The organism is [Chlorobium] sp. 445 (assembly GCA_002763895.1).
In the GTDB taxonomy this organism is placed as follows: domain Bacteria; phylum Bacteroidota; class Chlorobiia; order Chlorobiales; family Thermochlorobacteraceae; genus Thermochlorobacter.
Genome location: NSLH01000016.1, coordinates 15,100 through 39,441, shown reverse-complemented (window position 1 = coordinate 39,441; position 24,342 = coordinate 15,100). Strand labels below are relative to the sequence as shown.

Annotated in this window: 26 protein-coding genes and 1 pseudogene; 20 read left to right on the top strand and 7 right to left on the bottom strand. The window is 45.7% G+C overall.

Features of this window, described 5'->3' with window-relative positions; all coding sequences use genetic code 11:
* Nucleotides 1-370 precede the first annotated feature (370 nt).
* From lptB to CMR00_07820, 16 genes and pseudogenes are all read left to right on the top strand, one after another.
* Nucleotides 371-1,102, top strand: a complete 732-nt coding sequence (gene lptB, locus CMR00_07895) for an LPS export ABC transporter ATP-binding protein (GenBank protein ID PIO47905.1) — start codon at nucleotides 371-373, stop codon at nucleotides 1,100-1,102.
* 279 nt (nucleotides 1,103-1,381) lie between these two features.
* On the top strand, nucleotides 1,382-3,709 hold the full coding sequence (locus CMR00_07890; GenBank protein ID PIO47904.1) for a hypothetical protein: 2,328 nt from the start codon (nucleotides 1,382-1,384) through the stop codon (nucleotides 3,707-3,709).
* A 51-nt stretch (nucleotides 3,710-3,760) separates the two neighbouring features.
* Entirely contained in the window at nucleotides 3,761-4,216 is a 456-nt protein-coding gene (locus CMR00_07885; protein ID PIO47926.1) for a hypothetical protein, read from the top strand.
* Nucleotides 4,186-4,914, top strand: a complete 729-nt coding sequence (locus CMR00_07880; GenBank protein PIO47903.1) for a hypothetical protein — start codon at nucleotides 4,186-4,188, stop codon at nucleotides 4,912-4,914. The genes CMR00_07885 and CMR00_07880 overlap by 31 nt, the downstream gene beginning before the upstream one ends.
* 58 nt (nucleotides 4,915-4,972) lie before the next feature.
* A complete protein-coding gene (locus CMR00_07875) occupies nucleotides 4,973-5,326 on the top strand; it encodes a hypothetical protein (GenBank protein PIO47902.1) in 354 nt (117 codons plus the stop codon).
* A gap of 13 nt (nucleotides 5,327-5,339) precedes the next feature.
* On the top strand, nucleotides 5,340-5,534 hold the full coding sequence (locus tag CMR00_07870; protein PIO47901.1) for a hypothetical protein: 195 nt from the start codon (nucleotides 5,340-5,342) through the stop codon (nucleotides 5,532-5,534).
* Nucleotides 5,531-5,905 carry a hypothetical protein gene (locus CMR00_07865; protein ID PIO47900.1) on the top strand — a complete coding sequence of 125 codons (375 nt, stop codon included), beginning with the start codon at nucleotides 5,531-5,533 and terminating at the stop codon, nucleotides 5,903-5,905. Before CMR00_07870 ends, CMR00_07865 begins: the two co-directional genes overlap by 4 nt.
* Before the next feature lie 26 nt (nucleotides 5,906-5,931).
* A complete protein-coding gene (locus CMR00_07860) occupies nucleotides 5,932-6,420 on the top strand; it encodes a hypothetical protein (GenBank protein ID PIO47899.1) in 489 nt (162 codons plus the stop codon).
* Complete coding sequence (locus tag CMR00_07855; protein ID PIO47898.1) at nucleotides 6,330-6,782, top strand: hypothetical protein; 453 nt, start codon at nucleotides 6,330-6,332, stop codon at nucleotides 6,780-6,782. The genes CMR00_07860 and CMR00_07855 overlap by 91 nt, the downstream gene beginning before the upstream one ends.
* Nucleotides 6,783-6,840: 58 nt before the next feature.
* Nucleotides 6,841-7,542 carry a hypothetical protein gene (locus CMR00_07850; GenBank protein PIO47897.1) on the top strand — a complete coding sequence of 234 codons (702 nt, stop codon included), beginning with the start codon at nucleotides 6,841-6,843 and terminating at the stop codon, nucleotides 7,540-7,542.
* A gap of 8 nt (nucleotides 7,543-7,550) precedes the next feature.
* Nucleotides 7,551-8,797 (top strand): annotated as a pseudogene (gene lysA / locus CMR00_07845) (diaminopimelate decarboxylase).
* A 1-nt stretch (nucleotide 8,798) separates the two neighbouring features.
* Nucleotides 8,799-9,191 (top strand): hypothetical protein, encoded by a 393-nt coding sequence (locus tag CMR00_07840; protein ID PIO47896.1) that lies wholly within the window; start codon nucleotides 8,799-8,801, stop codon nucleotides 9,189-9,191.
* Complete coding sequence (locus CMR00_07835; protein PIO47895.1) at nucleotides 9,188-9,724, top strand: hypothetical protein; 537 nt, start codon at nucleotides 9,188-9,190, stop codon at nucleotides 9,722-9,724. Before CMR00_07840 ends, CMR00_07835 begins: the two co-directional genes overlap by 4 nt.
* 49 nt (nucleotides 9,725-9,773) lie before the next feature.
* Nucleotides 9,774-11,546, top strand: a complete 1,773-nt coding sequence (locus tag CMR00_07830; protein ID PIO47894.1) for a hypothetical protein — start codon at nucleotides 9,774-9,776, stop codon at nucleotides 11,544-11,546.
* Nucleotides 11,543-12,028, top strand: a complete 486-nt coding sequence (locus CMR00_07825; GenBank protein ID PIO47893.1) for a hypothetical protein — start codon at nucleotides 11,543-11,545, stop codon at nucleotides 12,026-12,028. Before CMR00_07830 ends, CMR00_07825 begins: the two co-directional genes overlap by 4 nt.
* A 1-nt stretch (nucleotide 12,029) precedes the next feature.
* Entirely contained in the window at nucleotides 12,030-12,911 is an 882-nt protein-coding gene (locus CMR00_07820; protein ID PIO47892.1) for a hypothetical protein, read from the top strand.
* 5 nt (nucleotides 12,912-12,916) lie between these two features.
* Here CMR00_07820 and CMR00_07815 read toward each other — a convergent pair whose 3' ends face one another.
* From CMR00_07815 to CMR00_07800, 4 genes are all read right to left on the bottom strand, one after another.
* A complete protein-coding gene (locus CMR00_07815) occupies nucleotides 12,917-13,801 on the bottom strand; it encodes an ABC transporter permease (GenBank protein PIO47891.1) in 885 nt (294 codons plus the stop codon).
* Between the two features lie 115 nt (nucleotides 13,802-13,916).
* The gene (locus tag CMR00_07810) at nucleotides 13,917-14,975 is read right to left on the bottom strand and encodes an ABC transporter substrate-binding protein (protein PIO47890.1); all 1,059 of its coding nucleotides are present in this window, start codon (nucleotides 14,973-14,975) and stop codon (nucleotides 13,917-13,919) included.
* On the bottom strand, nucleotides 14,972-15,859 hold the full coding sequence (locus tag CMR00_07805; GenBank protein ID PIO47889.1) for a bifunctional methylenetetrahydrofolate dehydrogenase/methenyltetrahydrofolate cyclohydrolase FolD: 888 nt from the start codon (nucleotides 15,857-15,859) through the stop codon (nucleotides 14,972-14,974). Before CMR00_07805 ends, CMR00_07810 begins: the two co-directional genes overlap by 4 nt.
* A gap of 38 nt (nucleotides 15,860-15,897) precedes the next feature.
* Nucleotides 15,898-16,860 (bottom strand): NAD-dependent dehydratase, encoded by a 963-nt coding sequence (locus CMR00_07800; GenBank protein PIO47888.1) that lies wholly within the window; start codon nucleotides 16,858-16,860, stop codon nucleotides 15,898-15,900.
* A gap of 152 nt (nucleotides 16,861-17,012) precedes the next feature.
* Between CMR00_07800 and CMR00_07795 the strand changes: the two genes are divergently transcribed.
* The 3 genes from CMR00_07795 to rpoN are packed head-to-tail and all read left to right on the top strand — an operon-like array spanning nucleotide 17,013 to nucleotide 19,189.
* On the top strand, nucleotides 17,013-17,609 hold the full coding sequence (locus tag CMR00_07795; GenBank protein ID PIO47887.1) for a hypothetical protein: 597 nt from the start codon (nucleotides 17,013-17,015) through the stop codon (nucleotides 17,607-17,609).
* 37 nt (nucleotides 17,610-17,646) lie between these two features.
* Nucleotides 17,647-18,480: a hypothetical protein gene (locus CMR00_07790; protein PIO47886.1), complete on the top strand. Its 834-nt coding sequence runs from the start codon at nucleotides 17,647-17,649 to the stop codon at nucleotides 18,478-18,480.
* Nucleotides 18,353-19,189: an RNA polymerase sigma-54 factor gene (rpoN, locus tag CMR00_07785; protein PIO47885.1), complete on the top strand. Its 837-nt coding sequence runs from the start codon at nucleotides 18,353-18,355 to the stop codon at nucleotides 19,187-19,189. The genes CMR00_07790 and rpoN overlap by 128 nt, the downstream gene beginning before the upstream one ends.
* 94 nt (nucleotides 19,190-19,283) lie before the next feature.
* Here the strand turns inward: rpoN and CMR00_07780 are convergent, their stop codons facing one another.
* The 3 genes from CMR00_07780 to CMR00_07770 form a co-directional block, all read right to left on the bottom strand.
* On the bottom strand, nucleotides 19,284-21,170 hold the full coding sequence (locus CMR00_07780; protein ID PIO47884.1) for a hypothetical protein: 1,887 nt from the start codon (nucleotides 21,168-21,170) through the stop codon (nucleotides 19,284-19,286).
* Between the two features lies 1 nt (nucleotide 21,171).
* Nucleotides 21,172-21,735 carry a ribosome recycling factor gene (locus CMR00_07775; protein ID PIO47883.1) on the bottom strand — a complete coding sequence of 188 codons (564 nt, stop codon included), beginning with the start codon at nucleotides 21,733-21,735 and terminating at the stop codon, nucleotides 21,172-21,174.
* A gap of 108 nt (nucleotides 21,736-21,843) precedes the next feature.
* On the bottom strand, nucleotides 21,844-22,065 hold the full coding sequence (locus CMR00_07770; GenBank protein ID PIO47882.1) for a 50S ribosomal protein L31: 222 nt from the start codon (nucleotides 22,063-22,065) through the stop codon (nucleotides 21,844-21,846).
* 222 nt (nucleotides 22,066-22,287) lie between these two features.
* On the opposite strand from CMR00_07770, the gene CMR00_07765 reads away from it, so the two are divergent.
* The gene (locus tag CMR00_07765) at nucleotides 22,288-24,306 is read left to right on the top strand and encodes an aminopeptidase (GenBank protein ID PIO47925.1); all 2,019 of its coding nucleotides are present in this window, start codon (nucleotides 22,288-22,290) and stop codon (nucleotides 24,304-24,306) included.
* The last annotated feature ends 36 nt before the right edge of the window (nucleotides 24,307-24,342 follow it).

Genomic DNA, 24,342 nt, shown 5'->3' with positions numbered 1-24,342 from the left:
CCGAAAACATAAACTGAGAACACTGAGAAAGTGTGCTAAGCCTTTTTTGTAAATTACTTAACCTCATTGGCTTTGGCTGTGACGAAAAGCATAAGATAGGCTATCTAAAAAAACGTATTGTATAAGTTTAAAGATTTTAGAACGGAAAACCTAAAGGTCTGCAAACAAAGAAAGACAATCCGCGTAGAGCCAAGCAGAACAGGCATAGCGGGCACATCTGAAAAAACTCTGTTACCCTTCAGTAGCAAGGATGCCGAGGAAAATAGCATGAAGTCATCAGAACGACTAAAGTGCGAGGCTCTCTGCAGCGCCTGAATGCAGACAAGTCTGAAACAAACATAAAGAAATTACACAAAGAAATTACGCAAGTATGTCAAAGCTAAACTCATCGGGACTAAAAAAAGTCTACAAAGGTCGAGCGGTCGTGAAAAATTCCTCGATCGAAGTCCATCAAGGCGAAATCGTGGGGCTGCTCGGACCAAATGGAGCAGGGAAAACGACGACATTTTACATGTTCGTTGGCTTTATTAAACCGGATGGTGGGAAAGTTTTCTTAGATGGCAGAGATATTACCAAAGAGCCGATGTATAAAAGAGCGCGCTTGGGTATTGGATATTTACCCCAAGAGCCTTCGGTGTTCCGAAAATTAACAGTGGAAGAAAATATTCTGGGTATCTTAGAATTTTCTTCCCTTTCGAAAAAGGAACAAAAAGAACGGATGGAAAAACTCTTAGAAGAATTTAATATCACACACATCAGAAAAAGTCCGGGCTATGCACTCTCGGGCGGAGAGCGTCGGAGAACTGAAATTGCGCGTGCACTTGCAGTTGAACCAAAATTCATCTTGCTCGATGAGCCTTTCGCAGGTGTCGATCCGATTGCAGTCGAAGACATCCAGCAGACGGTTGCTGACCTTAAGCAGCGTAACATCGGCGTCTTGATTACAGACCACAATGTGCATGAGACGCTCTCTATTACTGACCGAGCGTACCTGATGTATGACGGCACAATTCTTAAGCAAGGCACGGCACGAGAACTTGCCGAAGACGAAGAAGCTCGAAAACTCTACTTGGGCGAAAAGTTCTCGCTCGATCGGTATTGAGCTGCACCAACACATTCAAACAGGCTGCATCATCTCTGTCCTCTGCTCCGACTGGCTTTACACTAACTTAACCCGAAATTTCCAAGAAAAATCTCGATTTTATGCTAACTTGCAGCATCTCTGCTGCACCTGCAACACATGTCATCTCCAAAGCAACCTGTGAGCTTTGAGTGCAAATTGCTGCATGCAAAGCTCGCAAATGGCAAGACATGATGTGGCTGATAGACGTAAAAAGGACCTTTGCCTGTCATCTACCTAAACAAATCGTGAGTTATAGCTATGCGCCATATTGCTTTGTATGTGCTCTTTGCAGTAAGCCTGTCTTTAACAAGTGCTCATCTAGCACAATCGCAGGAACTCAAGCTAAAGTTTGAACAATTCACGACGGAGAGAGGACTCTCGCAAAGCCGTGTAAACTGTATTGTCCAAGATAAGCGCGGGTTCATCTGGATTGGCACAAACGACGGACTGAATCGTTTCGATGGTTACACCTTCACCGTCTATCGTTACGATGCACAAAATCCGAATACAATTCCAAGCGATATTATTCAAGCCCTGCATTGTGATCGCAATGGTACACTCTGGATTGGCACGCCAAATGGACTGTGCAAAAGTGAAGATGGCGGCAAAACCTTTGAGACAATCCTTCCAGATCCGCGTCGGCAAAATAGCCTTGCAAATGAATTCATCAATGTCATTAGTGAAGACCGATGGGGAGCAATTTGGATTGGTACACAAGATGGCTTATGTAAGACAATTGACGGAGGTCAGTCGTTTCTAACGTTCAAATACGAAGAGCGCAACAGCAAATCCATACCCGACAACGACATCACGGCACTATGCTTTGACAGCTCGGGCATAATGTGGATCGGCACACGAGATGGGTTGTGTAAGTCCGAGGACGGTGGCATTTCATTCAAAACCTATAAGAAAGGCGACAACTCTGGCATAAGTAGTGATACGGTGCTTTCCATCTCTATTGACCGATTCAAAAATGTGTGGGTAGGCACAGCAAATGGACTGTGTTACTTCAATCCGAAGGCCGAGCGTTTTGTAACCTTCTTTCCAACTTTAGGCGAGCGGATTAAAGTTTTTCCGGCAATTATCTGTGAGCAAACGTCCAATCGGCTCTGGATTGGCACAGAAAATGGGGGCTTATGGCTCTTCAATGCGAAGACAAAAGACAAAAAAGATTGGAGAAACTATGGGATTACGTCAGGTTTGACCGACAACCAAATTATTTCCCTCTATCAAGATCGGGCAGGGCTACTTTGGGTGGGAACCGTGAGCGGTGGTGTCTATCTCTGCAATCCTACAGGCAGTGCAAAATTTGAAGCTATTGCGGTCAATCCAAGACGCGGTGATAAGTTGATCGTGCGCAAAGTATCGGCAATTTGGGAAGAAAAAGATGAGTCTTTGCTTGTGGGGACAACCGATGCAGGCCTCTATCGCTATCTGCCTGAAGCGAAAGTCTATCGACGTTTGCAAGTCGGTAAAGAAGAAGATGAAGGCAAAGAAAGAAAATCGACTGCAAAAAAAGCAAAAGTGCAGCCTAAGAAGTCGCTAGCAAAGAAAGGCAAGAAAGCTAAAGATGATGTTAAAGCTGCTACCATTGACCTTGAAACTGCCTATGTCACAGCGCTGCTGCGAGATAAATCAGGGATGCTTTGGATTGGCACTGCAAGCGGGTTGTGCGTGCAGGCGCAAGAGAAAGGACCATTGCGCTATTTCTTCTACTATCCTGAAAATCCAAAAGGACTGTGCAGCAATGAAATTACTGCACTCTATGAAGACCAAAAAGAAAATCTATGGATTGGCACGAAAAACGGATTGTGTTATCTGCCCAAAGCAAATAAGTTAGACACCGCGAAAGGCGGGAAGATGACGGTCTTCAAAAGTGATCCAGAAAAACCAAAAACGCTTTCAAATAATCATATCACGACAATTTTTCAAGATAAAGAGGGAGCGATTTGGGTTGGTACAAACGGTGGCGGACTGTGCAAAACGATCGATGGAGGTAATACATTCACACGCATGTTGAATGAACCGCAAAACCCGAAAAGCCTCTCTTCTAATTCAGTTTGGGCACTCTGTCAAGACGCCTCAGGTGCAATTTGGGTCGGTACAGACGGCGGCGGGCTGTGCAAAACCACGGATGGTGGACAAACTTTCACTGCATTTCGAGAGCGTGATGGGCTCAGCAGCGATATTGTCTATGGGGTCTTTGAAGATAGCGAAGGGTTTATCTGGCTCAAGACGCGCAAGAGCATTACTAAAGTAACACCAAACACTGATGCCGCATCGGCTAACACAAAACCACTGATGTTCAGGAACTACGATGGGCTAAGTGGTGTGCAATTTGGATTGCGAAATATGCAACTCCAGCAATTTGAATTGCCATCATGCCACAAAGGCGAAAGCGGATACCTTTACTTCGGTGGTGTGGGTGTTATTACGAACTTTTCACCCGAAGCCTTTCGTGAGAAGTCGTATAAGCCACCGATTATCATTACGGGCGTTGCGGTCAAAGAAACGGTGGGCGACACAGAACGCGATAGCGTTATTGCAATCGGTGAAAAAAATTGTACTGCCTTACAAATACAATAAGTTTTCCATAGAGTATTCTGCGTTGGCGTACTACGAGCAAACAAAAAATCAATATGCCTACAAACTCGAGAGTTTCGAAAAAATTGGAATTATGCAGGTGCACGACGCGAGGCAACTTACACCAATCTTGAACCCGGTGAATACACATTTTATGTCAAAGCAGCAGGACCGGATGGTGTCTGGGACGAAGAGGGTACAAAAATTAGTCTGGAAATTGTGCCCCCATTCTGGAAAACATTCTGGTTCCAGTCTTTAGCCACACTGCTGGGTGTTGTCAGTGTAGGAGCATTGGGCTATGTCGGCTATAAACAGCGCGTCAAGACGATTGAAGCCCGCAATCGAGAACTGGAGGCAAAAGTCCGGGAAGCGACACAGGAACTGCGCAAGAAAAATGAAGAAATTCAAAAACAGAAAGATGAGCTCGAGGAAAAAATCGTAACATTACTTCAAGCATTGAATACGCAAAAACTATTCAGATGGCGCTACTGCCCGAAAAAGAGCATCTGAGAGCACATTTACCCGAACATTTTATTCTCTACAAACCCAGAGATATTGTCTCTGGAGATTTTTATTGGTTCCATGAAGAGCAAGGAAAAATCATTTTTGTGGTAGCCGATTGCACTGGACATGGTGTGCCCGGTGCATTTATGTCGGCGATTGGTGAATCGCTCTTAGGGCAGATTGTAATTGAAAAAAACATTATGAATCCCGCTAAAATTTTGGAAGAGTTGCATCGTTTAGTGCGTCGGGCTTTGAATCAAAATGATGAAATTGGTGGCAGTCAAGACGGCATGGATGTCGGGATAATTGTGATAGAAAAATCTGTCGATACTGAAAAACGCGTAATCTGTTTTGCAGGAGCACGCCGACCGCTATACTACACAAAAGAAGGCGAATTGTGCGAAATTAAGCCAGATAAATCCTCAATTGGGGGCTGGCAGCAAGAAGATGAGCGGCATTATACTGAACATCGAATTGAGCTGAAAGTGGGTGAAATGATTTATATGACGACAGACGGTTATGCAGACCAGCCTGATTCGCAAATGCGTGTATTTGCGGCAAAACGCTTGCGAGAACTCTTGAAGTTTATTGCAGCTAAACCAGTCGAAGAGCAACTAGAAATTTTGGATGAAGAATTAAAGCGCCATCAGGGGCGAGAGCCACAGCGCGATGACATCACAGTCGTAGGCATTCGGGTTAACTGAAAAACATCTGAAAGACTGTATTTGAAGCAACTCTCTAAACTCAAAACATGCCGCCGCTATGAACCCGACGCGCTTTGGCATTCAAGACATCTTTGAATTCTATCAGCGCATCTCGAATGCACGTGTGCTGATGACCTTCAAAGGCGCGTTCTCACAAGAACTGCTGGTCCAAATCGGAGAACTTGTCAAGTTGCAGCAGGGCAATAATAGCAAAGTACAAAAGATGTTTTCGGTCTTTGTGGAGATGGCGCAGAACATTCTCTATTACTCAGCAGAAAAAGAAATTAGAAATGATGGCAAAGAAGTCGGTGTCGGCATGATTATCATCCGTGAAAACGAAAAAAAGTTTCGTCATTACATCAGGCAACGCAATAGAAAGAGAAAAAGCCGGAGAAATTCAAAACTATTGTAGCCAGCTGATTGCGATGTCACCTGAAGAACTTAAAGCCTTTCACCAAAAAAAACGATTCGAAGAACCGCCTAAAGGAAGCAAAGGCGCAGGACTGGGCTTGATAGAAATGATTCGTAAGTCTGATGAAAAAGCAGAGTTTTTAATTACCGAAATCGACGATCGACTTTCCTTTTTCATTCTCAATATCATTATTCACAAAAATCTATGAACAACTTGATCATTGCAGGTACAAAAACAACGCCAAGCGTTACATTTAATGCAGAAACAGGGAAACTTGATATCTCAGGTCAGTCCTATCCTGAATCTGCACTCGAGTTTTATCAACCGATTATGGATTGGCTGAATGAATACTTCAAATCAGGTAAAGCGGCTTCGCTTTCGTTCCGCTTGCAGTATTTTAACACAAGTTCCTCGAAGTGTATTTTAAACATCCTACGCGTATTTGAAAAAGCGCACAGCGAAGGCAAAAAAGTCGAAGTGATGTGGTATCACAACGAAGCCGATGAACAAATGCAAGAAACCGGCGAAGAATTCGCTGAACACCTAACATTGCCTTTCAAAGTCATTGCATACAAGTAACTTTCCCTAACATTTCTTTTGTGGCTATGAATGAAAAATCCAAGCAAAGCAAGGACATTGAAGAGATTTTCAAAACTGAACTGGAAGTCTCAAAACACGCTGAAGCGGTGCTTGCTAACGAAGAGATCTCAAAAGAAACCTTACTTGAAGAGTATCAACGCTTAGCAGAAGAATATCGACATCTGCTGCGTCAAGCCATGAAAATTACGCGCATCGGTGATAGCACACAAGAAAAACTTCTGCGCACACAAGAAGAGCTCGAGCAAGCTAATGAAAAATTAGAGCGGCAAGCCAAAACCGATGGTCTCACAGGACTTTACAATCGGCGATATTTAGACAGCATGCTCAAAAAGCTCTTCGATGAAGCCCGTGAACACAACAAAGCTTTGGCGGTGGCTATTGGTGATGTAGATTTCTTCAAAAAATCAACGACCGATTCTCGCATCAAATTGGTGATGAAGTGCTCAAAGCCGTCGCAAAAATTTTGCAGACATCCGTTAGATCAAGCGACTTAGTAGCACGCTATGGTGGAGAAGAGTTCGTTGCCGTTTTCCCTGATGCAAATTTGGATCAAGCAAAACACTTGGCAGAACAAGTACGTGCAAATATTGAAGCACACGATTGGAAAGAAATTCACACTGAACTGAAAGTAACCATGAGCATTGGGGTGTGCGCTGACATCAATTATCCAAACTTTGAAAAATGCTCTCCGCTGCTGACGAAAAACTCTACGAAGCTAAGCATAACGGACGTAATCAAGTGCGATACTAAAGACGGCTTGACTTTTTACACATGTCACTATTTGCCACAAAAGGTCGCATTTCTTTTTTACTCTTCTTTTTTTAATAGCAAAAATCTGCTATCTTCACCACTGTAGCTGCCTGAAAAAAAGCATCAGCAGCACTGAAGGTTCACCAAAATAAAATATCTTTTCAATGAAAGACTATACGAAACTCCTTGCACTTATTGATGATATTAAGCGCATTAGTGCAGAATGCACAGAAAACGAGCGCCAGTTTGTCTACAAAATGATTGAGGACGTGCTCAAAAGTACGCTAAACGGCTCAAAAGAAAAAGCAGAAGGAAGCACCGGTCAAGAAACAAGCCCCGTTAAAATCGGACGCGGCAGACCAAGAAAGGGCGAAAGCGAGATAGAAGTCCAGAAAAGCAAAAGAGGGCGCAAAAAAAAATTATTAGCTGAATCCGAAGTTGCTGACTTCGTCATCTCCGGTAAGCCAAACATGGATAACATTCGTGGGTTCTTAGAGACAACTGCACTTTCTGAATATGCAGTCCGTAGCCTCTTTGGAATCGGCGAAGAGAACGTGGTAAAGCTCTACAAGACTTTGGGAACAGACAAAAAAACCAAAGCACAGATGAATGTTGTGTTGCTTAATTGCTTAGCCGGTGCAATCATTTCTGGTAGATTTGTTGCTGACTTAAAGCAAGTACGAGAAGAGTGCCGTGACTTTAATGTCTATGACAATAATTTCACAAATAATGTGAAACGGCATAGCGAGCAAGTGCAATTTGTCTCAAAAAATATCGTTGAACTGACAGAAGCAGGACGAAATGAACTGGCACAACTTGTCAGAGTTCTTACCAATGAGCAAGGATCATCTCAACCAGGAGCATAAAGGCACACGTGCTACCCGATACCTACTTCTCTTACAAACAAGGTGTTTTGCATTGCGAGGGCATTTCCATACCCTCGCTTGCTAAAAAGTTTGGTACTCCGCTTTTCGTAACGAGCAAAACTGCAATTCTTGAAAATTTTAACCGCTTTGAGACAGCATTTAATGCGCTCGAGCACCTCACGTGCTATTCAGTAAAAGCAAATTATACCTTAGAAATTATTCGCACGCTAGCTGAAGCCGGCAGCGGATTTGACGTAAACTCGGGCGGAGAACTCTTTCGCGCACTCAAAGCGGGAGCGAGTCCAGAAAAAATTATTATGGCTGGCGTCGGTAAAACTGCAGAAGAAATTCAGTATGCCCTGCAAAGCAAAATTTTAATGCTCAAAGCCGAGTCGCTCTCTGAACTTAAACTGATCGATAGCATCGCGCGCAAACTTAAACTCAAGGCACCGGTCGGACTGCGCATCACGCCGAATGTAACTGCAGAAACTCATCCCTATATCACCACAGGCAATCATGAGCAGAAATTCGGCATTGATGAAGTGTTAGTCGAGAAAGTCTTGCAAGAAGTCAAAGCGCTGAAACATGTACGCCTGGTTGGACTTGAAATGCACATCGGCTCACAAATCTACGACCCAAAGTATTATGTCGATGCGACACTAAAACTGCTGCAAGCCAAATCACTCTGCGATACTTTAGGCTTCAAAATCGAACATCTTGATATTGGCGGTGGATTTCCTGTAACCTATTCTTCCGAAAAAAAGCAACCCCAATTGAAGCCTTTGCACGCGCGCTACTGCCACTGCTCAAAAACACAGGACTCAAAATTCTCTTCGAGCCTGGGCGATACATGGTCGCTAATGCAAGTGCACTCATCTCCAAGGTGCTTTACATTAAAGAAAATCATAACCAGAAAAAGTTTGTCATTCTCGACAGCGCAATGAACGACCTGATTCGTCCAGCGCTCTACGGTGCTTATCACGATATTATGCCTGTAAAGAAAACCACAAAAATGATTGCCGATGTTGTAGGACCAGTGTGCGAAACAGGAGATTTTTTTGCGCGTGAGCGTGCGATTGCAGAAGTTAAAGAAGGCGATTTAATGGCGATTATGTCCGCAGGTGCCTATAGCAGCGTGATGGCTAGCAACTACAACGCACGTATGCGCGCCGCAGAAGTGATGGTACATCAGCGCAAAATAAAACTCATACGCAAGCGCGAAACCTTTGAGCAGATGATTGCAAACGAGATATGAAATGAAACTCATTTTCATTTTCCTCGATGGTGTAGGACTGGCGCCAAGAAGCAACCAAAATCCATTTGCACAAACCCCACAACCCTCGATTAAAAACGTACTCACTAAAGAACTTCTCCTTGAAGAGGCAACCCTGCAAGAGCCAAGAAAAGTCTTCCTGCCAATTTCTGCCACATTAGGCGTGAGTGGCACAGGACAAAGCGGCACAGGACAATTTTCCATCTACACCTCACGCAATGGTGCAAAACTCTTTGGCAAGCACTTTGGACCTTACTTGCCGACTCCACTGAGAGAATTGCTGGCAGAGCAGAATCTCTTTAAATCCCTGAAAGCGCAGGTAAAAGCATCTGCTATGCAAACGCTTACCCTGAATCGTTTATTGAGCGATGTTTGAGTTTAAGAGCCATAGGAAAAATGCGCAGTTCTGTGTTGTTTGAAATGGCTGTAATAGAAAACATTGAAGTGCGTAGCCATACGCAGCTGCAAGAAGGTAAAGCAGTCTCGAGCGATATTACCAATCTGTGGTGGCAACAAAATGTAAAGCCTCACGCGCTCTGCACCATTGACCCCGAAACCGCAGCTGAAAATCTCTTAGGTCTTTCTAAAAATTATGATGCTGTGTTCTATGAGTTTTTTCTTACTGATCTTGTGGGGCATCAGCGCATACCAGTCTCGCCCGCAGAGATTATCCGTTGCTTAGACCGCTTCTTAGGGAAAATTCTCGAGAGCATGAGTAAGGACACACTCTTCGTGATGACAAGCGATCACGGAAATTTCGAGGATGGTGCTAACGACAAACACACAGAAAATCCTGTGCCGCTCATAGCTTTCGGAGAAGGTGCAGAATTTTTCTATACTACCCAGTCGATTGATGAAGTTGCGCAAACTGTGCTCAATGTCTTTGCAGCATCTTGCAAAGCGCAATAAATCAATTGAGAGATAGCAAGGCGTGAAAAACCTTAATTGCCCCAAAACTATGCCTTATCCTGCACTACGGCTGCTGGTTCAAGTTGTGCTCGGTATTATGATTGGGCATGGGTTCCCCAGACTCGTGCTCGTGTGGCTTATACTTGCGTTGATAGCAATTCTAATCACGCTCACTGCTTTGGCTCTTGAACGCTATGTGGTAAGCTCACGATGTCGCGCCGTATGGAGCATCGGATATCTTGTAAGTGTGCCGCTCGGATTGGCGGCCTATACTGCAGCAGTGTATGAAATGCTGCCAGAAAATACGGTGCTAAAGTTTGCAAATGAAGATGTTGTGGTGCTGGCAAAAGCAGAGACAGACGCAAAGACAAAAAATAAAGTTGCACAATGGACAGCAGATGTAGAAAAAGTCGTACTCGTGCGCACTGGTGATACACTCGGTGCATCAGGCAAAGTGCGTGTGAGATGCTACAAGCACGATGCCAGCACAATTGCACTCGCAATTGGCGAAAAATTTTGGTTACAAGGCAGACTCGAACGCCCGCGAGCCGCCATGAACCGTGGCGAATTTGATTACCGCGCCTTTTTAGCTGAAAAAGAAATTGATTTGCTTCTCGTCAGTGCAGATAATCAAGCGTTCATTAAGACTGGGCAGACTGAAATAAATTGGTTAAATCAGCACATCATTTTACCAAGCTACCGCGCAATTTCAGAAAGTCTGGAGCGGCTTTTCCCTGAAGGGGATGAGCGTGCATTTGTCAAAGGGATGATTTTGGGAGAGCGAAGCGGTGTCTCGGATGAAGTACGCGCTGCATTTCAGAAAACGGGCACAATTCATGTGCTTGCAATTTCAGGGTTACATGTCGGGCTCATTGCGCTAATACTAAATGTGTTCCTGAAACGACTCAAAGTAACTGTGTTAGGGAAATGGAGCGCACTGCTGCTTTATGCAGCCGTGCTCGCTTATTACAGTGCGATTACGGGTAATAGTCCACCAGTCAAGCGTGCCGTCTTGATGGCAGTGTTGTTTGAATTAGGTGCGGTACTTGAGCGAAAATCCTACTCACTCAACACACTTGGTGCAGCAGCGGTAATCATGCTCTTTTGGAACCCGAGAGAACTATTCAGCCTCAGTTTTCACTTGACCAATAGCGCCGTGGCTGCCATTATTTTGATTTATCCAAAACTCTCGGCTTTGTATGCCCCAGAAAAAGACACGCTGCTTGCAAAAATCTTAAAATACCTCTGGGACGCAGGAGCAGTTACAATTGCAGCAAGTGTAGGTACATCGCCGTTTATCGCCTATTATTTTGGGAGTGTGCCACTTTTAGGCTTGCTTGCCAATCTTGTGGTTACAGATATGATGAGCCTTGCACTCATGTCGAGCATACCTGCATTGATTCTGGATACAATTGGATTAGGCATTGCAGAATACTATGCGGTTTGTGCATACTACTTGGTGCGTGGTGCAATTGTTGTCGCAGAGTTTTTCAGTCATCTGCCGTTTGCAAATATCGCCTTAAGTTTTTCACCTGCCCATATCATTTTGTTTTTCTTAGTTGTAGCCACAGTGCTGCTTGTGCAGCATCGACGCTGGTGTGTGCGGTTTGCGGTTGCATCGTTCATCATGGCAACAGGACTGATGTTGTTAAGTGAACTTGAAAAGACGCCTGAGCCTCAAATCATCTTCAATGCACTGGGGCGCGGCAGTGCCGTGATTTTCAAAACAGCTTCGGAGAGCATTTTGATTGATGCAGGAACAGCAGAAAAACAGTGGGCACGCATTGACAAGCAAGTGCAAATTTTTGTCGTGATACCTTGAGCGCATTTGTGCAAGCGCATTCACCGCCGAAAGTTGCCAGCGCAGTAAAAACAAGCCTGAAAATGCTCTGGAATGATAGCCTGCTGAAATTAAACTCAATCCTCGTGTATCGAGCTGCAAAATTGCTGCTCAAGGTGTACTCAAAAGAACAAAACTTGCTTGTGATCTCAAACGCTGCTGTGTTAAAGACAGCAGAATTTTTCAAGACGGATGTTGCGTTGATACGCCTGAAGAAATTCAAGCCAAAAGATGCGGCACAATTCGAGGCGTGGCTTACTTATGCGCAGCCGAAAGTGGTGGTGGTGGAACTCAGTGGTGCGCTCAGTGCATTTGAAAGAAAAAGATTTTACCGTTTTGCACAACATAAACCCTGTCTCAAAACAACGGAGCGAGATGGACAGATTTACTTCTCAAAATCTGAAAAAGAAAACTTGGCGAACAAATTGCTGCAACTCTCACAAGTGTTGGCTTGTCGCTTGTAGTGTGTGGGCTTGCTGCTCAATGTGGCTAATAGGCTGTGATGGTAGACCGCCAAAATTTGTTGAGCAGAAAGTAGAGTCGCCTGTGCGCAGTGTTGTAGCGGCAGAAGAAGAAAAAGGGTTTGGACTAATCAATTCAAGTTGGGCGAAAGATTCGCTGTGGAATGGTGCAATAGAAATTGCCGAGTATCTCTGCGAAGAAAATACTGAAGGAGGAACTGAAACGTTCGTGCAAACGCAGCTCACGCGCCGCTATTTTTTCTCAAAGGAATTTCACACGATTAGCAACGATACTACACGCAAAGATCTTTATCCAATTCTCTCGCAGCAAGTAATCGCAAGGCGTATGGCAAAGCCGCTGCCGACACAGACTTCAATCTGGATTAGCGTCTTGCAAAATGATCCCTTCAAAGTCGTGCGCTACATTGTCTCATGGCAAGGTGAGGGTGGCATTTCTAACAAATCGCTGCTGCGCCTGACAGGAAAATTAAAATTGGTGTGTCAAAACTCCTACCAAACAAGCGGAGAAGGAGAATATGATTTGCAATACGACACGTTTTTTGAGGACCAAATTCCGCTGTCACTGCGAAGTTTGAATTTTCAGGAGAATTTGGAGTTTGTGCGTCCGACGCTTGTCTCGCAACTGTTCAGAGGCGCTGAGGCACCGAAATACTTTCAAGGCGATTACAAAGTCGAAGGACGTGATACGGTGGAGACAAAATTAGGAAGAATCGTGTGCTGGAAAGTATCTGTAGAGCGTGGTATGAAAGGCAACGACTTTTATTGGTTTGAAGTGTCATCGCCGAACATTCTTGTGAAAGCTGAACTTGCAGATGGCAGCACACGGCTCTTGCAGCAGAGAACTTACCAGCATCTTGTGCCCTAGAACACTTAACGACGAAAGATAAGGTTGCGCAGCTGTGGCAGGGCAACGGAGAGCAGCACGAAGAATGCCGTTACAATTTTGAAATCTGTGGGCGCAAGACCAAGCGAGAGTGCCGCACCCACGAGCACGCGAAAAATGATAGCCCCAAAGACAACACTGACAAGTTGCGTGCCGACCGAGAATCTATGACGAAAAAGTCCAAGCAGCGACTCGCCAATAATCACGCTGGCTAAGCCAAAGACAATGATACCAATACCCATGCTGATGTCTGCAAAACCTTGATATTGACAGACAAGCGAACCAGAGAGCGCAATCATTGAATTTGAAAGCCCGATGCCGACAATTTTCATTGTGTCGGTGTTGACGCCTTGTGTTGCAATCATCACTTCATTGTCGCCAGTGGCACGCATGGCTAAGCCGAAGTCCGTTTTGAAAAGCAAGCCAAGCAGGACTAAGAAAATGATGCTGAAACAGAGGAAAACGATGAAGTCGACAGCCCAGCGCGGTGCCTCAGGAAATGCGTTTTCAAAAGGGGTAAGCACGGTCTGAACAGTGAGCAGTGGGATATTGGAGCGACCCATAATGCGCAGATTGATGGAATAGAGCGCAGTGGTAACCAAAATCCCTGAAAGCAGCCCATTGACTTTGAGTTTGGTATGGACAATGCCCGTAAGCGAGCCTGCTAGGAAACCGAAGATCATCGCAACGAAGACGGAGTAAAATGGGTTGGCGCCGATAACCAGCAACGATGCCGTGATACTTGCGCCTAAGGTCAGACTACCATCAGCGGTGATGTCGGGGAAGTTGTAGATGCGCATTGTGATATAAACACCAATGGCGAGAAATCCATAGCACAGCCCAAGAACCGCTGCGCCAAGCCAAAGCTCCATTTGAATTCGGTTTTTGTTAATGCTTCAAGCATTAAAGATACGAACTTCGTGCATCATTTAGGTGATGTATAACTGCGATGACACGCTCGATGAGCAATAGTAGCATTGATGGGTATTAGAGCGCCTCAAAACCTGATGGAACAGAAAGACCGGCAAGTTGCAGCGCTTGGGCATTGCAGACACGCTTGCGAATTTGAACTTCCTCGAGCTTGAGCACACTTTCACCGCGCAAAATCTTGACAGCAATTCTACCTGCTTGCCTGCCCCATTCGTAAATGTCCGCTCCGTAGGCAATGAGCGCACCACGCTTGACAAGACCAATTTCGGAGGTCACAATCGGTACGCGCTTTGTGTCCAGCGTTTGCTTGATGGTCTCAAAGCTCGAAAAAATAATGTTATCGGGCAGGGCAAAGAAAACATCAATTCTTCGTGAGAGCAAAGTTTGTGCAGCTTGCTGCGATTCATTCGAGTTCGTTATCCCTACCTCGAAGAGTTCATAACCTAAAAGTTTGCACATCGAGCGCAAGCGTCCCATGGCATTGACTGAGTTCGGTTCACTGGTGTTGAAAATGGTACCGATGCGCTTGGCTTTTGGAAAAACCTCTTTGATGAGCGAAACACTCGTATCAATGTAATTGAGTGTTTCATAGACGCCGAAGAGATTCTTTGGTGCATCATCTGGTGATTTTGAAAGTCCAGCTAAGTCAGGGCGAGGAGAGACCATCATGCACACAGGCACAGTTTGCGTTTTGCTGACAGCAGCGATTGTAGCAACCGTAGGGTTGGTGGCAATCAGTACGACCTTCTGCGCAAGACAGTAATCCAAAATTTGGTTCAGATTTGCAACATCACCTTCCGCATTTTGATCAATCACATCAAGTGTCTGACCAGCTTCATAACCAGAATCTCTAAGTGCATCAAAAAAGCCACGACGTGCTTCTTCAAGTGTGGCATCGCGCACCATCAGCACATAGCCAATTTTAGGACGAGTAGGTGTTTCCGAAGAGCGGCCGCACCCTAAAAGGTTGAGAGAAAGCACAAACAGCAGTGCAGCAGCAAGGAAGTTGCAATGAAAAGATTTGCAAAACATATCGATAAGGTTGTGTGGAAAAGAACATTCCACTGTTAAGAAGTTTCTAAAAGTAACAAATGTTGTAAAAAGAAAATTTTTCATCGCCGCAGATGCCGCTCAAAGGATTTGACAGTGTTGCTCAGTAGCATGGCAATGGTCATAGGACCGACCCCGCCGGGTACGGGTGTTAGAGCAGAGGCGACTTTTGAGACCGCCTCGAAATCTACATCGCCCACAATGCGTGAGCCTGATTTTGCCGACGCATCGGCAATGCGGTTAATGCCGACATCAATAACAACAGCCTGAGGCTTGACCATGTCGGCTGTAACAAAGTGCGCTTTGCCAATTGCAGCAATAAGAATATCTGCTTGGCGTGTGAAAGAGGCAATGTCATGTGAAGCAGAGTGGCAAATCGTAACAGTGGCATTCATGCCGGCTAACTTTTGCAGCATGAGATTTGCCATCGGTTTGCCGACGATATTGCTGCGACCCAAAACCACACAGTGCTTACCTGAAGGATCAATCGCATATCGACGCAGCAGCTCAAGCACACCAAGCGGCGTACAACTAACAAAACAGTCATTGAGGCGACCAATCACCAGCCGCCCTACGTTTTCAGGGTGAAAGCCATCAACATCTTTATCGGGCAAAATGGCAAGGGTTATGGCAAAATCGTCGATGTGTGCAGGCAAAGGCTGCTGAACCAAAATGCCATGCACGGACTCATCTTCATTGAGTGCGTGAATGCGTTGAAGCAATTCAGCTTGCGAGATGCTTGCTGCAAGCTCAATCACAGTGGAGCGAATCCCAATGTCGGTGCAGGCTTTCGCTTTATTGCGCACATAGATTTGCGATGCAGGGTTTTCACCAACGATGATGACTGCAAGTCCAGGTGAGCGTCCTGTTTGCGAAAGCAGGTAGGCAAGACGTGCTTTGAGTTCAGCTTTGATCTCTTCAGAGATTTTTTTGCCATCAAGAAGTTGCATAAAGCGCACGGTGTGAATTGAAATAAGCCAATGGAAAATCAGAGTTGACCGGCTTGTTTGAGAAAAAAACAAATGGTTTTACGCAGACCTTCAGCGCGGTCGACTTTCGGCTCCCAGCCCAAAAGTTCTTTTGCACGCGTGATATCAGGGCGTCGCTGTTTGGGGTCATCAGCTGGCAAGGGCTTATGGACAATAGGAATTTCTTTCCCGATAAGTTCGCGCACAATGGCTTGCACTTCTTTGGCAAAATCCAAAATGGTGATTTCACTTGGATTGCCGATGTTGACAGGCTCGTGAAAATCTGTGTGTAAGAGTCGCCAAATGCCCTCGATAAGGTCGGAGACATAGCAAAAGCTGCGCGTCTGTGAGCCATCACCGAAGACAGTCATGGCTTCACCTTTGATAGCGGAACTGACAAAAGAGGGCAGCGCGCGACCATCATCAAGGCGCATTCTTTCGCCGTAGGTGTTGAAGATGCGCAAAATCCGTGTGTTCAGCCCATGATGACGATGGTAAGCCATGGTCATCGCCTCAGCAAAACGTTTGGCTTCGTCGTAACAGCCGCGCAAGCCAACCGGATTAACATGCCCCCAGTAAGTTTCTTTTTGCGGATGCTCGAGTGGATCGCCATAGACTTCCGACGTGGAAGCAATCATGAAACGGGCATTTTTTGCTTTGGCTAAACCTAAGGCGTTGTGCGTGCCAAGCGAGCCGACTTTGAGCGTCTGAATCGGAATTTTCAGATAATCTATCGGACTTGCAGGTGAGGCAAAATGCAAGACATTATCGACGCGCCCCTCGACATAAATGAAATTGGAAACATCATGGCGAATGAACTTGAAATGAGGATTGCCAAAAAGATGGGCAAGATTGTCGGGGTTCCCTGTAATAAAATTGTCAATGCCGATAACTTTGTGTCCTTCTTGCAAAAATCGGTCGCAGAGATGTGAGCCTAAAAAGCCGGCTGCACCTGTAATGACCGTGATAGGCTGTGTTGACATTGAGTAGCGATCTTTGAAAAAGCAGTTAAGTCTACAAAAACGATGGCGCAAATTTATAAAATAACTTGATATGCACGTAAGTCAGAAAAGTCAGGCGCAATGTGATATCTAGTTTCTGAATTTTGTATTACATTCTGCAAAAGAAAAAATCTATGAAAACATCTCCGAAAGAAGACATCGCGCTAATTGCTATTGCAAACGTGCTCATTGAGCCAGATGTCATTGCCGCAACGTTCCGATGCGATCTCAAAGTCTGCAAGGGTGCATGTTGTGTTGTGGGTGAAAAAGGCGCACCAGTCTTATCGCAAGAAGTAGAGCAAATTGAGAAAAATTTGCATAAGGTAAAGAAATACCTGCCTGAAAAAAATCGTGAGATTGTCGAAACAAAAGGCATCTATGAAGCCTATCGTGGTGACCTGTATCTGATGACGGTTGAAGGGCGAGAGTGTGTATTTGCAAAGTTTGATGAAAACGGTATTGCAAAGTGTATGTTAGAACATGCGTTTGAGCTAGGTGAGACAGATTTTCAAAAGCCAATCTCATGTCATCTTTATCCGATTCGCGTGCGTACACGATTAGGCACAGATTACTTGGTCTATTCGCAGATTCCTGAATGTGAAGGCGGAAGAGCATGCGGTGCAGCGCAAGATGTGCCAATGGTAGAATTTCTTGCGCCAGCGCTGCGACGCAAATACGGAGAAGAATGGACAAAGAAGCTTTTAGATTATGCGCGCTTCAAGCGTCTTTGAAAGCATGGACTAACTCAAATTGAAACCTTGAAACGCAATGAGCTCGCAAAGTTTATCGCAACGACAAGTTCAAACGCTTCGATTAAGTCCGCAACAAATTCTGTACACGAAGCTTTTGCAACTACCGACATTGCAGTTGGAGCAACGCATCAAGCAAGAGTTAGAAGAAAACCCTGTGCTCGAAGAGGTGAGTGATCAAGATAAACCCGATGAACTCGAAGCCATAGTCGATGACGCACCTGCACCTGAACCGCCAGCGGAACTGACGCCCATTGAGCTGATTAGCGAAAACAGCAGTGAAGGAGAAGGCAGCCAAATGCAGTTCCCTGAGCCAAACACGAAAGATGAGACCGCGTTTGAGAGTGAAATTGAAGAATATCTGCGTGAGCAAGACGACGAAGGCTACAAGACACAACCGCTGAGTGCGCCCGATGATGAGCGCAACGACTGGCAGCCTGAATACGAAGAAAGTTGGCGCGAAGACCTGCTCAATCAACTGCGCTTGCTCGATATCAGTGAAAAAGAACAACTCATCGCAGAAGAAATCATTGGCAATCTTGATGAAGATGGTTATTTGCGCTGCGAGTTGTATGTGATTCGCGAAGGCTTGCTAATGTTAGGCGTAGAGGCAAGTGAAAAAGAAATCGAGATGGTTTTAGAAAAAATCTGGCAACTCGATCCACCGGGCGTAGGTGCGCGCAATTTGCAAGAAAACTTGCTCATTCAACTGCATGCCTTAGCTGATGAATTTGACGATGAACGCGAAGATGACCGCCAGCTTGCTCAAAAAAATTTTGACCTATCACTACACAGAATTTACGATGATGCACTACCAGAAACTGATGCAAACGCTGGGGGTAACACAAAATGAATTACGGCGTGCCGTGCAACTGATTCAAAAACTTAACCCGAAACCCATTCGCAACTCAAGTGAAAGAGTGAAATATATTGTCCCCGATTTCATCGTAACCTTTGACGGTGATGAATTGGTGGTCAGCGCAAACGAACGCAATATCCCACAAATCCGCATTTCACGCCGATATAAAGAAATTTTGGAAGACAAACGCCAAGATCGCAGCGCGCGCGAATTTATTCGACAAAAAATCGAGGCGGCAAAAGGCTTCATGAGCGCAATTGAGATGCGTCGCCACACGATGCGCAAAATTATGGATGCTATCGTGCGCCGTCAATATGAATTCTTTGCAGTAGGTCCTGAAAAACTTAAGCCGATGATTCTCAAAGATATCGCTGAAGAGGCAGGCGTTGACATTTCCACAGTTAGCCGCGTGGTCAATGGCAAATATGTACAAACCGACAAGGGTATCTGGGAACTCAAATACTTTTTCAGTACCGCTGTAGAAACCGAATCCGGCGATGAAATCTCAAACCGCATTATCAAGCAGTTCATTAAAGACTTCATTGAAAAAGAAGAATCAGGCAAACCGCTCTCTGACGATAAACTTGCTGAAATGCTTGCCCAGCATGGCTACAAGGTGGCGCGTCGCACCGTAACCAAATACCGTGAACAACTCAACATTCCCGTCGCACGCTTACGCAAAAAAATTGAAGCAACTGGATAAGCAAAACGCAAAAGCCAAAAGAGCGGCAAAAATGAAAAACGATAGAGCAGAAGACCCTACCGTTTTTTGTTTGAGATAAAAGCGGACACTATCGTTATTCACCATAGACGATGATGGCGGCAGTCCCCGTGCCACCGTATGTCCCAAGCACAGGGGAAATCTGTGCAATTGTGATGGGCACATCAGGGAAGCGCGCGGCTAATTTTTCTTTTGCATAGTTCGCCCGCTCGATCTTATCGGAATAAACAACCGAAATTTGAATGTTCTGTTTGCCTTCAAGGTGGCGTGTGGCGTGATCAATGGCTTTGTCGAGTGAGCCCTTGCTACCAACACCTTTGTCGAGCTGCACAACTTTGCCTTTGTCGTCAAAAGTGAGCACAGGATTGATATGCAAGAGTTTGGCAAGAAATCCTTTTGACTTTGAGAGACGCCCACCGCGCACGAGATTGTCTATGGTCTCAAGGCTAAGATAGGCACGGATGTTTTTGACCATGTCGTTGAGGCGCGTTTCGATCTCACCAAGGCTTTTGCCAGCATCGCGCATTTTGACGGCTTCTTTGATAAGAAAGCCCATGCCCAGCGAGGTAATTTTGCTATCAATAATGGCAAACTTTCTATCCTTGAAAAACTTGCTAGTCGTGCGTGCATTTTGCAAGGTACCAGAAATGCCAGAAGAGATAAACACACCGACAATGCCATCATAGCTACGCAGCATGTCTTCATAGACTTGCTTGAAGGCCGCGGTAGCAGGCTGAGAAGTTTTCGGAAGGGAGTCGCTAGTGCTAAGACGCTTGTAGAACTCTTGTGCAGAAATGGTAACGCGGTCTAAGTATTCATCTTCGCCGAAGCGCACTTGCAGCGGAACGATGCGAATATCATGCGCTTCAAGGTATTCTTCTGGCAGGTCGCAAGTTGAATCTGTAACGATGCCGATAGGTTTTTTGCCGAAAGCCGCTTCATGTTGGGCTTTCATATCTTCGTACTTCTTTTTCTGCACAATGCCAAAGCGCGCAGCGATTTCAAAGATCGTCTCGGGCTCATTGGTGTGGATGTGCACTTTGGTTTTAGTTGTTGAGCCACCGATGATAAGTGAATCGCCGTATTCAATCAGGGCTTTACGCAAGGCTTTTTTGTCGTAATTCTCACCATTTTCCAAAACGAACTCGGTGCAGTACTGGAAAGTAATGGCTTCAGCGTTGCTTTCGACAGCGGCGGCACTGCCTTCTGAACTTGTAAAGGAGAAAAATTTGCGTTTGAGATACTCGCGGATATTGCCTTTTTGCATAAAGTCGTGAATGCCTTGCAGCATATCAACGAAGCCTTGTGCGCCAGAGTCCACAACACCAGCTTTTTTGAGGACATGCACGCCATTAACCACGAGCTGATCGGGGGTACGCGCCAGTGATGCTTTTGCCGCTTGAATAGATTCAGCAATAATTTCCTTGAAGTCGCCTGTGCGTTGAACAATCTGCGTGATGCTCATGGTCCAATCACGAATAACCGTAAGAATCGTACCTTCTTTTGGCTCAAGCATGGCTTCGTAGGCGTAGTTCTTGGCAATCAGCAAAGATTGACCAAATTCTGGTGCCGTAATACGCTCTTTGCCAGACAGTCCCTCTGCCATACCTTGATAAAACTGCGCGAGAATAGAGCCAGAATTGCCTCGAGACCCGACAAGCGCAGCGTCAGCTGCACAGATGACCACGGCATCGACGGTCGAGTCGTCGCACTCATAGAGCCCTTCGACAACTGACTTCAAGGTCAGGGCCATATTGGTGCCTGTATCCCCATCTGCCACTGGGAACACGTTGATTTTGTTGAGATACTCCTTACGCATAATGACTGATTCTGCGCCTGCAATGATGGCATGCTTGAGGCGCCGTCCGTTCAGATAGTCGATTGGCATAGAATCTAGGTTTGAGTTAGAGAATAAAGTTGTGGCTGCAGGCGCGCAAGGTTGAAACTGCAGCAGCGCAAGCAAGCTAAACCTCCATAATCTCTTTTTCCTTCTTAGAGACAGATTCGTCGATCAGCCGCTCAAATTTTTGTATGAGTGCATCGGCATCTTTTTTGCCACGATTTTTGTCGTCCTCCGTGATGAGCTTGTCTTTTTCAGCTTTCTCTATAGCATGAATTGCGTCACGGCGCACATTGCGCAGCGCAACTTTGCTTTCTTCTGCAATTTTACGAACCAGTTTGACATATTCCTTGCGTCGTTCTTCACTGAGCGGTGGAATAGGGACTCGGATAGATTGACCGTCTGCGGTAGGATTGAGTCCCATGCCAGCGTCTCGAATCGCTTTCTCAACGACAGGAGCAAGCGAACGGTCCCAGACTTGAACAGAGAGCGTCTTGGTATCAACCACAGAGACATTGGCAACTTGCTTGAGTGGCGAGAGTTGCCCATAGGCTTCGACTTTGATACCGTCGAGTAGTGCCGTTGTAGCTTTGCCAGTGCGAATCGAGGCAAGCTCATGTTGAAGTGCCTCCAGCGACTTCTTCATTCGCTGCTCGGCTGAACTTAAAATCTCTTTGGTCGAACTCATATACAAGCGTTACAGGTTTGTAGAGCTGAAATTTACAAAAAGAAAAACGCTCAAACGCCGACTCTTGAGGGAAGTAAGCATTTGAGCATTCTCTGAATTGTCATCAGATTACGCTTTTGCTGGTTCAGTCTTTTTTGCAAAGCGCTTGTTGAAGCGTTCGACACGACCAGCCGTATCAACAAGCACTTGGCGACCTGTATAGTAAGGATGACAATTATTGCAGATATCGACCTTAATGGTACTTTGCGTAGAGCGCGTAACGAAATGATTGCCACAGTTGGCGCAAATCACCTCACAGCGCACATAATTTGGATGAATACCCTCTTTCATGGAGTTGGTGTGCGTTCAAAGTTTAGTTTTCAGACTGCAAATATACATTTTCGGCGTGCTTTTGCAAGCAAGTGAAGATTCCATAGAATTTGCTATACTTCATTTATAAACCAAACCTTAAATATCACAAAACTGAATGAAATGAATATCAAACGAGTTATTCTAATCGTTCTCTCCCTATCTGTGCTAACATCAAGCGCAAGTGCCCAAAGATGGGCTCGCATTGAAGATAGCGCACGCGTCAATCGCTCCATATTCCGCCCGCTTGAAGATGCGCCAACGCCAAACGAATACCGCAGTGCAAGTGGAAAACCCGGATACCGCTATTGGCAACAGCGCGTCGACTATGACATCAAAACCTCGCTCGATACGCTCGAGCACAAAGTCATCGGCTCTGAACGCATTACCTACTACAACAACTCACCTGATGAATTAACATACCTCTGGCTGCAACTTGACCAGAATTTGAACTCTATTGAGCATAGCCGTACTTATAAATCACGCCCGGCTTTACCGCCAAAAATCAGCGAACAATTCCGCCGATTTGTCGGGCTCGATAATTTCGACGGCGGGTTCAATCTTGCGCGTGTTCAACTCGTCGATGCTAAAGGCAAACTCGTCGATGCCAAGACCTACATCAATGGCACAGTCATGCGTGTTAATCTGCTGCAACCGCTCAAGTCAAAAGAAAAAGTGCAGTTGGAAATTGATTGGTCATTTAGAGTGCCTGACAACGGTCGTGGCGCAAAAGAATTGGTACGCGACGGCTGGCTCTATGAAATTGCGCAGTGGTTTCCACGGCTATGCGTCTACGATGATGTCAATGGCTGGCAAACTGACCAATACCTTGGCACAGGTGAGTTTTATCTGAATTTTGGCAATTACAACGTAGAAATCACGGTGCCGTGGAATCACATTGTGCAAGCGACGGGTGTGTTGCAGAATCCTAATGAAGTACTCACAGCCGAGCAGCAGCGACGGCTCAAAGAAGCCTTTCAATCCGAGACCCCGCGCTTTATCATCAGACCTGAAGAAGTAATGAAACCTGAATCACGACCGAAACAAAGCGGCACACTGACATGGAAATTCAAAGCTGAAAATGTACGTGACTTTGCATGGGTCTCCTCAAAAACTTATGTGTGGGATGCAGCAGGCTTCAAGTATGGACCAAATGATAGAGTCATTGAATGCCATTCACTCTACCCACGCGATGCCATGCCACTCTGGGATAAAGTCTCCACAAAAGCCATTATCCAAACTATGAAAACATATGGACGCATGGCGTTTCAGTATCCCTACCCTAAAGCTGTCAATGTGCATGGACCTGTCTTTGGAATGGAATATCCGATGATTTGCTTCTGTGGGGCACGTCCAGCACCCGATGGCTCCTACACCGAACAGCTCGAAAATGCCTTGGTTGCAGTAACAATTCACGAAGTTGGGCACAACTGGTTCCCGATGATTGTGGCTACAGATGAACGCAAATACGGCTGGCTCGATGAAGGCTTGAACACTTTCCTCGAATACTATGCCTGCTTGGACTGGAATCCGCTTTTCCCCGCACGGCGCGGTCCTGCTAAATATATCGTGCAGTACATGCGTGATCCCAATCAAGTTCCGATTATGTCGCACTCCGACATCGTCCCCGATGGCACCTATGGCAACAATGCCTACGCTAAACCTGCAGCTGGCTTAGTCATGCTACGCGAAAATATCCTCACCCCGCAGGTCTTTGACGATGCTTTCCGAGAGTATGCACAAACTTGGGCGTTTAAGCACCCACAACCGCACGACTTTTTCCGCATCATGAACAATGCGGTCGGCGAAGACCTCTCGTGGTTCTGGCGTGGCTGGTTCTACACCACGCACTACAATGACCAAGCGATTGCAGAAGTCGAACAGCAGCTGGCAGATTCATTGCTGATGGGAAGTGCAGCAACGAAAGGGAAGTACTACTATCGCATCAAGGTAAAAAACAAAGGTGGGCTTGTGCTGCCGCTGGAAATGGAAATTACCTACACCGATGGCACGAAAGAGACCATGAAACTGCCAATTGACATCTGGCGCAAAGATGAAACGCAGTTTATCAAGGGCTTTTTCAGCAATAAGGAAATCGATAAAGTTGTCTTAGACCCAAGAGAAGTCTACGCTGACATAGACCGCAGCGATAACACATGGGAACGCGCCAAAGCGAAACCCGCCACAGTGCAACCGAAAGAAGAACGACCGGCACGTCCATAAGTTGGATAGCTCGTGGCGCAAAGAGCGCATCTGTAA

Coding starts and splice junctions, on each gene's coding strand:
- CMR00_07795 (PIO47887.1), top strand. CDS start 17,013: ATGAAAACATCTCCGAAAGAAGACATCGCGCTAATTGCTATTGCAAAC.
- lptB (PIO47905.1), top strand. CDS start 371: ATGTCAAAGCTAAACTCATCGGGACTAAAAAAAGTCTACAAAGGTCGA.
- CMR00_07775 (PIO47883.1), bottom strand. CDS start 21,735: ATGAGTTCGACCAAAGAGATTTTAAGTTCAGCCGAGCAGCGAATGAAG.
- CMR00_07890 (PIO47904.1), top strand. CDS start 1,382: ATGCGCCATATTGCTTTGTATGTGCTCTTTGCAGTAAGCCTGTCTTTA.
- rpoN (PIO47885.1), top strand. CDS start 18,353: ATGAATTTGACGATGAACGCGAAGATGACCGCCAGCTTGCTCAAAAAA.
- CMR00_07770 (PIO47882.1), bottom strand. CDS start 22,065: ATGAAAGAGGGTATTCATCCAAATTATGTGCGCTGTGAGGTGATTTGC.
- CMR00_07870 (PIO47901.1), top strand. CDS start 5,340: ATGTCACCTGAAGAACTTAAAGCCTTTCACCAAAAAAAACGATTCGAA.
- CMR00_07880 (PIO47903.1), top strand. CDS start 4,186: ATGGCGCTACTGCCCGAAAAAGAGCATCTGAGAGCACATTTACCCGAA.
- CMR00_07815 (PIO47891.1), bottom strand. CDS start 13,801: ATGGAGCTTTGGCTTGGCGCAGCGGTTCTTGGGCTGTGCTATGGATTT.
- CMR00_07805 (PIO47889.1), bottom strand. CDS start 15,859: ATGCAACTTCTTGATGGCAAAAAAATCTCTGAAGAGATCAAAGCTGAA.
- CMR00_07810 (PIO47890.1), bottom strand. CDS start 14,975: ATGAAAAATTTTCTTTTTACAACATTTGTTACTTTTAGAAACTTCTTA.
- CMR00_07860 (PIO47899.1), top strand. CDS start 5,932: ATGAATGAAAAATCCAAGCAAAGCAAGGACATTGAAGAGATTTTCAAA.
- CMR00_07800 (PIO47888.1), bottom strand. CDS start 16,860: ATGTCAACACAGCCTATCACGGTCATTACAGGTGCAGCCGGCTTTTTA.
- CMR00_07790 (PIO47886.1), top strand. CDS start 17,647: ATGAGCTCGCAAAGTTTATCGCAACGACAAGTTCAAACGCTTCGATTA.
- CMR00_07840 (PIO47896.1), top strand. CDS start 8,799: ATGAAACTCATTTTCATTTTCCTCGATGGTGTAGGACTGGCGCCAAGA.
- CMR00_07875 (PIO47902.1), top strand. CDS start 4,973: ATGAACCCGACGCGCTTTGGCATTCAAGACATCTTTGAATTCTATCAG.
- CMR00_07850 (PIO47897.1), top strand. CDS start 6,841: ATGAAAGACTATACGAAACTCCTTGCACTTATTGATGATATTAAGCGC.
- CMR00_07830 (PIO47894.1), top strand. CDS start 9,774: ATGCCTTATCCTGCACTACGGCTGCTGGTTCAAGTTGTGCTCGGTATT.
- CMR00_07865 (PIO47900.1), top strand. CDS start 5,531: ATGAACAACTTGATCATTGCAGGTACAAAAACAACGCCAAGCGTTACA.